The following is an 8704-nucleotide window of genomic DNA, read 5'->3' as shown; positions in this document are numbered from 1 at the left end:
TCAGGAATCCTCCTTGATGCATCATCCTCTATTATGCAACACCGCCATCTTTTGAACGACCTGGCAGACCTGACGATATCCACTGTTATTTATTAGTGGCGATCGCGCTTCAGATCGTAAATCACTTTTTCAGCGCACCAGTCGATAGAACGCTCTGGATGATGAAGTTTTGTTTGAGTTAACAAGCGATCGGCGACCTTTTGATCGTCATGCACGAGAGTCAGGAGCTTGCGTTGCAGCGGGCGGCTTGCTTGAGCAAAACGAACGGCAGAAGGCTGAAATGACTGAGACTTATTTTTAACGTGAGACGATTGAGCGGCTTTGACACCTACTACAGCTACCCCTGTTGCAACAGCAATAGCAACCAAGGGCATATCGCGATTCCCTGATTCTGAGTCGTCTAATGTAGGACGAGATTGGGTTAACTGCATCGACGTATGACCCATCTGTGTAGAACTCATCTGTGACAATTGAGTGGATAACCCTTGAGTTGCAAACACACCTCCTACCACGGTTGCAGTCCAAAGCGATGCTGTAGTGATCGATTTTTGAAGGGAAGACAGGTGACGCATTGTAATGAGACGCATTGTAATGAATAGAATTCAAAGAAGTTTTATCTTTATTTTGAACAGAAGTTATGACAGGAAGATGTCAACATTATGCCCGTTTGATTCATCCCTAATCGCTACTTTACTGATTGGCGAATCAATCGCTTCACTTGCGATCGCGACACTCCTAATTCTTGCGCGATCGCGGCTTCAAGCTGCTCATCATTGCTTACCGGAAATTCAAATTTTAGCGTTTTCAGCGATGAACCTATCGTGTTCACTACGACCGTTGAGCGATCTTTCTTCTGATTCACGCTCACGTTGATCGATACCACTTTAACGGTTGGTGATGGAGATGCGGTAAGCTGTACTGCTTTCTTCATGGGGTATGCCTGGCTCAGTACCCAATCGAGTCCCACCCCACTCGCTGCCCACGTCACGAAGCCAAGGGCAGGAAGTAGCCAAAACGCCGACTTTAATAGGCGCAAACTGTAAAACGTGAACTGCTGGCGCATGAATTGAGTGCAATTAGCTTTGCCCAGCCCTTCAGAAATTCGCACAGAGTCTTACGATCGCAGGACTTCTACCAGGACTTCCACTTAGGATGAAAGGCAAAGACTATTCAGAGCAACATGCTAATTTTACTGGCTGAAGACGACCCAGCGCAATTAGAACCGCTCCGCACTGCCCTCTCAAAAGCGGGACACACGGTAGATGCGGTTGAGGACGGTGAGACAGCGCAATGGCTGCTGACTGACAAATCCTATGACTTGCTGATTTTAGATTGGATGCTGCCTCATGTTAGCGGAGTGGCACTCTGCCGCCAGTATCGGCAGGCAGGTAAAACGTCTCCAGTTCTGATGTTGACCGCAAAAGATACCACTGTTGATAAGGTAACAGGGTTAGATGCCGGGGCCGATGACTATCTCGTTAAACCGATCGATGTCGTCGAGCTACTGGCGCGAGTCCGGGCGTTGGGGCGGCGTTCCCCGCTTTGGCAAGGAGACACGCTCAGACTCAGCAATCTACAGCTAGATCTGACCAATCTAATTATTGAGCGCCATCACAAAACGGTTCAACTGTCGGGGCGCGAGTTTCAACTAATGGAATATTTGCTGCGTCATCCGCGCCAAGTCCTCTCCCATGAGCAAATTGAGAAAGCCCTATGGGGATGGGGCAGCGAACCTGAAAGCAATGCAGTCACAACACTAGTGCGACGGTTGCGGCAACGGTTGGAAGTGGTCGAGGCTAAAGACTGGCTGGAAACTGTGTATGGCATTGGCTATCGTCTCAGTAGCCCAGAGGCATAAACGAGTCCTTCTTAGCCGCGATCGTTCGTCACTCAAAGGTCAAAACCGGGGGAACGCTAACCTCACACCTTATTGATGACTAGATTTTTCATAATCTTTTCATTTTTTCGCATCTATGCTAATTTTTGGAAAGTGAAAGAACTGTGAAGAACATGGAGAGGAAGTTTAGCCATACCCGACAGTCCGCCGTTACGCAAGGCTCCTGCACCGTGTTATTGGGGTTGTTGCTCGGACTCTGGTTGGGCGGATGTACTCCCCAAACTGCACCACCTCAGCAGAATACAGCCGCCAACTCTCAGTCGCCTACGAACCCAGTCCAGCAAGAGAAAAAAGTGATTTTGACAACCTTTACTGTGCTGGCGGACATGGTTCGGAATGTGGCTGGCGACAAGGCGATCGTTGAATCTTTGACTAAACCAGGCGCTGAAATTCACGACTATGAACCAACTCCCAGCGACCTAGCAAAAGCACAAGACGTCGATCTGATTCTAGACAACGGATTGGGGCTAGAGCGGTGGGCAGAACGATTTTATGGCAATGTTAAGGATGTGCCGCACGTCACTCTCACAGCAGGCATTCAACTGATGTCGATCGCAGAAGGATCGTATCAGAACAAGCCTAATCCCCATGCCTGGATGTCGCCTCAGAATGCGTTGATCTATGTGGAAAATATTCGCAAAGCCTTGGTTGAGCTAGATCCTAAAAATGCGGCAACCTACAATGCCAACGCCTCAGCTTACAGTGACCAAATCAAGGCAATTGACCAAACCCTGCGAAAAAACCTTGCGGTGCTGCCAGAGAACAATCGCTATATGGTGACGTGTGAGGGCGCATTTTCCTATCTGACCCGTGATTATGGCATGAAAGAGCTTTATCTGTGGGCAGTGAACTCAGACCAGGAAGGAACCCCAAAACAAGTTAGCCAAGTGGTGGATGCGGTAAAAGCTAATCAGATTCCGGTCGTATTTTGCGAAAGTACGGTCAACAACGGCGCTCAAAAGCAGGTTGCCAGTGAAACAAATGCGAAGTTTGGGGGGATCTTTTATGTGGACTCCTTGTCAGATATGAATGGAGCAGCGCCCACCTATTTGAAACTGTTGGAATATAACGTGACCACGCTAATAAATGGGCTACAAGGCAAGTCGTGATGATGGCAGGAGGGAAAAAATGAAATCGATCAGCATCGACGTTGAAAATCTCACGGTTGCCTACAATGGCAAAGTTGCGCTGCATGAAGCAACGGTGCAGCTTTCCTCCAGCTCTATTAGCGGGTTGGTCGGGATGAATGGCAGCGGTAAATCAACCCTGTTCAAAGCCATTATGGGGTTCATTACACCGCGATCGGGGAGCGTGTTGATCAATGGACTGCCAGTTCGCCATGTGCAAAAGCAAAGTCTGATTGCCTATGTACCGCAGTCGGAAGAAGTCGATTGGAATTTTCCAGTTAGCGTGTCAGATGTGGTAATGATGGGGCGCTATGGGTATATGAATCTGCTACGGATTCCCCAAGCTCGCGATCGCCGCATTGTTGCCGAAAGTTTGGCGCGAGTTCAAATGACCGAATTCAAAGATCGGCAAATTGGTGAACTCTCAGGCGGTCAGAAAAAACGGGCGTTCTTGGCACGAGCATTGGCGCAGCAGGGCAAGATTCTGCTGCTGGATGAGCCATTCACTGGAGTCGATGTCAAAACTGAAAAGGCAATGGTTGACTTGCTCATCGAACTGCGCGATCAGGGACATACGATTTTGATCTCGACCCATGACCTGGCTTCGATCGAAACTTTTTGTGATCAGGTCGTGTTAGTCAACAAAACGGTTTTGGCGTACGGTTCTACAGCAGACGTGTTTACAGAAGAGAACCTAACGCGCACGTTTGGTGGGGTGATGCCGCATCAGCTGAGAAAACAGAACTAGGAAATCAAGTTATGGATATGCAATCAGTCTGGCAATGGTTTGTTGCACCATTGCAGTATGAGTTCATGGTGAAAGCGGTGGTTGTCAGCGCAATGGTGGGGCTGGTTTGTGCCGTGTTGTCTTGCTACATGACGCTCAAAGGTTGGGCGCTGATGGGCGATGCCGTCTCTCACGCCGTCATGCCTGGAGTGGTGCTTGCCTATATTCTGAACATCCCGTTTGCGATCGGTGCATTTGTGTTTGGCTTGAGTTCTGTATTGGCGATCGGCTTTATCAAATCTAAAACCCGTATCAAAGAAGATACGGTAATTGGGCTAGTGTTTACAGGATTCTTTGCATTGGGATTAGTCTTAGTTTCTAAAAGCCCAAGTAACATTGACTTACAGCACATTTTGTTCGGCAATGTATTAGGAATTCCTGATCGTGACATTGTGCAAACTGCAATTATTAGCTTGATTACATTAACAATCATCTTATTGTTGAGAAAGGATCTATTGCTGTTTTGTTTTGATCCCACCCATGCCCGATCGATTGGACTCAATGTTACCGCTCTGAATTACACGTTTCTAACGCTGCTGTCGTTGACGATCGTCGCGGCTTTGCAAACCGTTGGCATTATTTTAGTTGTAGCAATGCTGGTGACACCTGGAGCCGTTGGCTATTTGCTCAGCGATCGCTTCGACCAGATGACCTGGATTGCGATCGCCTCTGGGGTGTTCTCAAGCGTAGTGGGCACCTATATCAGCTATCACATCGACGGCTCAACAGGCGGCTGTATTGTGGTGCTACAAACCCTGTTGTTTGTGATTGCGATGATTTTTGCACCCAAACATGGATTGCTAGTTAGATCCAACAAGCGATTCAGCGAATCTCCGTGATTCAGCGTTTCAACCGATTATTAAGAAGTAAGGAACTAACCACGCGGCAACTCCTATCCAGTTTGACCAGAGCGATAAGCTGTAGTTAACAAAGTCTAGCCATGGGACAGAACCTAAATTAAAGGCAAGATAACCTCCCAGGTATGATCAAACTCTATGTTCGATCGCAGTCGCCGGAATTTGGCCTACTGGTTTGCCCTATCGATGGGCAGCATTCTCGTTATCTTTGCTGGAGTTGGCTATTATCTCATCGTCCAAGAGCAGTTGAGTAGCTTAGATGAAACGCTGTATAAACGCACATTAGCGATCGCGACGGGACGCAACCAAGGAGACGCTCAATGGAACCCGCAAGACCTCCCGTTTCTCAGGAATCAACCTGCTCTAAGCGGTGAGGTTGCTTATATTCGCTGGTACAACGCTCAAGGACAATTGGTGAAATTTGCCGGGACACCAGGCCCACCACGTCCGGCTCTGTTTCAGGGATATCAAACCTTTACCTCAACGCCCAGCAGTTCTCAAAACGGTTCTCAAAACGAATGGTTGAGAGCTTTGACGCTGCCGATTCGCCAAAACACGCGACTGGTAGGCTATCTTCAGGTGGCAACCTCTCTCACTCCACTACGACACAGCTTAAATCAAACCCGATTTTTTCTGATTCTGGGGGTTCCAGCGGCGTTTGCTACGATCGGGGCAACTGGATGGTTTTTAGGTGGATTGGCACTGCAACCCACCCGTCGATCGTATGATCAGCTTCAGCGATTCACCGCCGATGCATCTCATGAATTGCGTGCCCCGATCGCAGCCGTGTTAAGCAATGCCCAAGTCGGGCTGATGCCTCCCCAAGAGCCGCAGGAGCAACAGTTTCGGCTAGAACAAATCGTTGACATTACAAAATCGATGAGTGCGCTGGTGAGCAATCTGCTTTTTCTTGCACGCCATGATGGTCTTGATCCTGATCGACTGACTACGATTGATGTAGTCGAACTCCTGCGATCGCGCGGAGCTTCACGAGGCGAATCGCTGTCTGACCTGACGCTGCAAGCAAGCGAGCGATCGCTCCATCTAGTAGCTCAATTGCCTGACCACCCGATTTATCTCAATGCCGATGCCGAATTGCTCAAGCAAGCGATCGTCAACTTGCTGAGCAATGCTCTCAAATACACGCCTGCTGGAGGCACGATTTATCTACGGGGGTTGACTCAAGCGGGACAAGCTGTGATTCAGGTTGAAGACACGGGAATCGGAATTCCTGCCGCCGACTTGCCCCATATTTTTGAGCGCTTTTACAGAGTTGATGTTGCGCGATCGCGGCAGACGGGAGGCTTTGGGCTGGGGTTAGCGATCGCCCACCAAATTATCCAAGCTCATCGAGGACGCATTAGTGTAACTAGTGTGGTCGGGCAAGGCTCCACGTTTCAAATCGAACTCCCGCTAAAGCCTAAATCTAGAAGGTGACATTTCTTTGTCACAATTGCTTGTCACACTAAATAGTATCTTCCTTACACGTGGCTACGGAAGACAGATCGCCAACAGATCGGCAATGCAGTGGGTGAGGATTGGTATCGATGATGGTTGTCAACGCTTCAGTCATTTCAAGGATAAACGGTGATCAGATCTGCATCCAAACGATTCAAACAACGTTTACGTCTGAGCTTACAGATTGCCCTAGCGACCACCTTTGTTTCTCTCTCAACTGCTTGTGTCAGTGCTTCTAATCGAGTTGTAGAAGGAATTTCTCCCATTGCAAACGCAGAAGCTCAAGAGAGCAGCGGGGCAGATGCAACGGTTCAAGCTTTGGTCAAGTTAGGCCCACGGGTAGCGGGGACACCAGCTAATGAAAAAGCCAGTCAATACCTGATCGAGGAGTATCGCAAAGCAGGCTATCAAACCCAAGTCCAACCCTTTACTTACGCTAAGTTCCAAGACCTGGGATCGAGCGTGACTGTGGGTGGAACAAGGTTTGAAGGACAGGCGCTTAACGGCTCGGTTGCAGGCAATTTGACCACTCCGTTAGTCGCCATTCCCAATGTCGGGCGACCCGCAGACTTTGTCAATCAGCCCGTCAAAGGTCGCCTTGCGATCGTACGGCGCGGCGAAATTCCGTTTACTCAAAAAGCCGAGAATGCGGCTAAAGCAGGCGCAGTTGGCTTAATTGTTGTTAACAACGAAGCCGGAACGCTGCGCGGAATGCTGACGGGTACTTCGACCATTCCGGTAATATCGCTCTTAAGAGAGCAAGGCAATGATTTAATCGATCGCGCTCAAGCCACACCCACAACCGTAAATCTAACGGTCAATACAGAACGGCGCACCGTCACCGGACGCAACATCATTGCCTATCTTGATGGCGTGACGCAACCACAGGTACTAGTCGGAGGACACTACGATTCCGTAGCGGGTTCGCCTGGAGCCAATGATAATGCCTCTGGAACAGCCGTTGTTCTGGCAATGGCGCGTCGAATGGCAAACACGCCCCAAGCTCGTCAAGCGTGGTTTGTTGCGTTTGATGGTGAGGAAGATGGACTGCGAGGATCACGTGCTTTTGTGGAAACGGCTCAGCCTCAGTTCCTTTCAGGACTCAAGGCAATGCTCAATTTTGATATGGTTGGCGTCAATCAGCAGCTTCGGCTCGGAGGTTCGCCGTCGCTCACAGCGATCGGTGCGGCTCAAGTACCAGGCAGCACCAAATCTAAATCTTCAATTCCACAGTCGGTTGTCAATGGAGGCAGTGATCATGCATCTTTTGCTGCCAAAAATGTGCCAGTTCTATTCTTCTACCGGGGCAGTGACCCGAACTACCACACGCCAACTGACAAAGTAACAGACTCAAAATTGTTGGCTGAGACAACGCAAACAGCAACAAGTATTGTGCAGCAGATTCTCAAGTCAGACTAAGCTTTAGCAATTTTTGAGAATCCTATGCTGTCCAAAAAAATGCATCTATCACTTGGATCTACCAATTGTAATTGCGATCGCAATCGCAACCGTTTGTGTAACGGGCGTATGAACGTACCAGTTACGCAAATCGAATGCACCAGTAATGACAGTAAATATTAGTTTGCTTCAATTCACATTATTGAACTACACCAATGTCTAATCGTTTCCTGAAAAAGTCGTTTGCTTCTCTCTCTTTGGTTTCTGTCGGGGCAGTCAGTGCCTTGGTCGGGGCGAACTTAACGCCAATTCAGCTTCAGCCTCAGCCCGCGTTTAGCGCCGAAGGTAACTCCGTAAGAATTGCTCAAGTTCCTGCGGTCGGCTTAGGGCAAACCGATGATAATTTCATATCTGCCGCTGTTGAGAAAACTGGAGCCGCCGTGGTGCGAATCAATTCTTCGCGCAGTCGCTCCAGCAATTCGGCGCAAGGGAGTGTTCAAGGCACAGGGTCGGGATTTATTACTCGGTCAGATGGCTTAGTCATGACCAACGCTCATGTTGTGGAGGGTGCCGATCGAGTCACTGTTACGCTGAAAGATGGACGTGAATTTACAGGACAAGTCGTTGGAGCCGATCGCCGAACTGATGTCGCGATCGTCAAAATTGGAGCGACCAATTTACCGACGGTCAGTGTAGGCAACTCTGACCAAGCCAAGCCAGGAGAATGGGCGATCGCGATTGGCAACCCGCTAGGACTCGATAATACGGTCACGGTTGGCATCATTAGTGCCACCGAGCGCTCAGGTAGGGCGATCGGGGCTAATCGGCGAGTCAACTATATTCAAACTGATGCTGCCATTAACCCAGGTAATTCTGGCGGGCCGTTGCTCAATCAGCGCGGACAAGTCGTTGGCATGAATACAGCGATTCTGCGAGGCGCACAAGGCTTGGGATTTGCCATTCCGATCAATCGCGCTCAGGAAGTTGCCGCTCAGTTGATGGCTCAAGCAAGCTCTGCTTCGGTCTTTGGAAATCAATAAACTTCTTGTGGATCGCTGACGCCACGTACTAGCGCACGCTGCCTTAGCTGCCTTGATAGGTGTTGTTGATGGCAATACTAACAGGGTAGGGCGAACGCATACGTTTCTTCATAATTGCAGCTGAAGAGTTGAACTGATAC

9 protein-coding genes are annotated in these 8704 nt (G+C 49.3%); 7 read left to right on the top strand and 2 right to left on the bottom strand.

The window, feature by feature from the left end:
- Nucleotides 1-92: 92 nt before the first annotated feature.
- Nucleotides 93-587, bottom strand: coding sequence for a hypothetical protein (locus tag AC5JLB_RS09850; protein ID WP_495873657.1), 495 nt, complete (start codon nt 585-587; stop codon nt 93-95).
- A gap of 98 nt (nt 588-685) precedes the next feature.
- The gene (locus tag AC5JLB_RS09845; RefSeq protein ID WP_495873656.1) at nt 686-1063 is read right to left on the bottom strand and encodes a hypothetical protein; all 378 of its coding nucleotides are present in this window, start codon (nt 1061-1063) and stop codon (nt 686-688) included.
- Nucleotides 1064-1180: 117 nt separating this feature from the next.
- Between AC5JLB_RS09845 and rppA the strand changes: the two genes are divergently transcribed.
- The 7 genes from rppA to AC5JLB_RS09810 all read left to right on the top strand — a co-directional run bounded on the left by rppA (nt 1181) and on the right by AC5JLB_RS09810 (nt 8564).
- The gene (gene rppA, locus AC5JLB_RS09840) at nt 1181-1858 is read left to right on the top strand and encodes a two-component system response regulator RppA (protein WP_495873655.1); all 678 of its coding nucleotides are present in this window, start codon (nt 1181-1183) and stop codon (nt 1856-1858) included.
- A gap of 152 nt (nt 1859-2010) precedes the next feature.
- Nucleotides 2011-3006, top strand: coding sequence for a metal ABC transporter substrate-binding protein (locus AC5JLB_RS09835; RefSeq protein WP_495873654.1), 996 nt, complete (start codon nt 2011-2013; stop codon nt 3004-3006).
- A gap of 19 nt (nt 3007-3025) precedes the next feature.
- A complete protein-coding gene (locus tag AC5JLB_RS09830) occupies nt 3026-3772 on the top strand; it encodes a metal ABC transporter ATP-binding protein (RefSeq protein WP_495873653.1) in 747 nt (248 codons plus the stop codon).
- Nucleotides 3773-3783: 11 nt separating this feature from the next.
- The gene (locus AC5JLB_RS09825) at nt 3784-4650 is read left to right on the top strand and encodes a metal ABC transporter permease (RefSeq protein WP_495873652.1); all 867 of its coding nucleotides are present in this window, start codon (nt 3784-3786) and stop codon (nt 4648-4650) included.
- A gap of 156 nt (nt 4651-4806) precedes the next feature.
- Complete coding sequence (locus tag AC5JLB_RS09820; protein ID WP_495873651.1) at nt 4807-6105, top strand: sensor histidine kinase; 1299 nt, start codon at nt 4807-4809, stop codon at nt 6103-6105.
- Between the two features lie 150 nt (nt 6106-6255).
- Complete coding sequence (locus tag AC5JLB_RS09815; protein ID WP_495873650.1) at nt 6256-7545, top strand: M28 family peptidase; 1290 nt, start codon at nt 6256-6258, stop codon at nt 7543-7545.
- 194 nt (nt 7546-7739) lie between these two features.
- The gene (locus AC5JLB_RS09810) at nt 7740-8564 is read left to right on the top strand and encodes a trypsin-like peptidase domain-containing protein (RefSeq protein WP_495873649.1); all 825 of its coding nucleotides are present in this window, start codon (nt 7740-7742) and stop codon (nt 8562-8564) included.
- The last annotated feature ends 140 nt before the right edge of the window (nt 8565-8704 follow it).

This window comes from Myxacorys chilensis (assembly GCF_059505265.1).
This window is presented reverse-complemented; position numbering and strand designations above follow the sequence as displayed.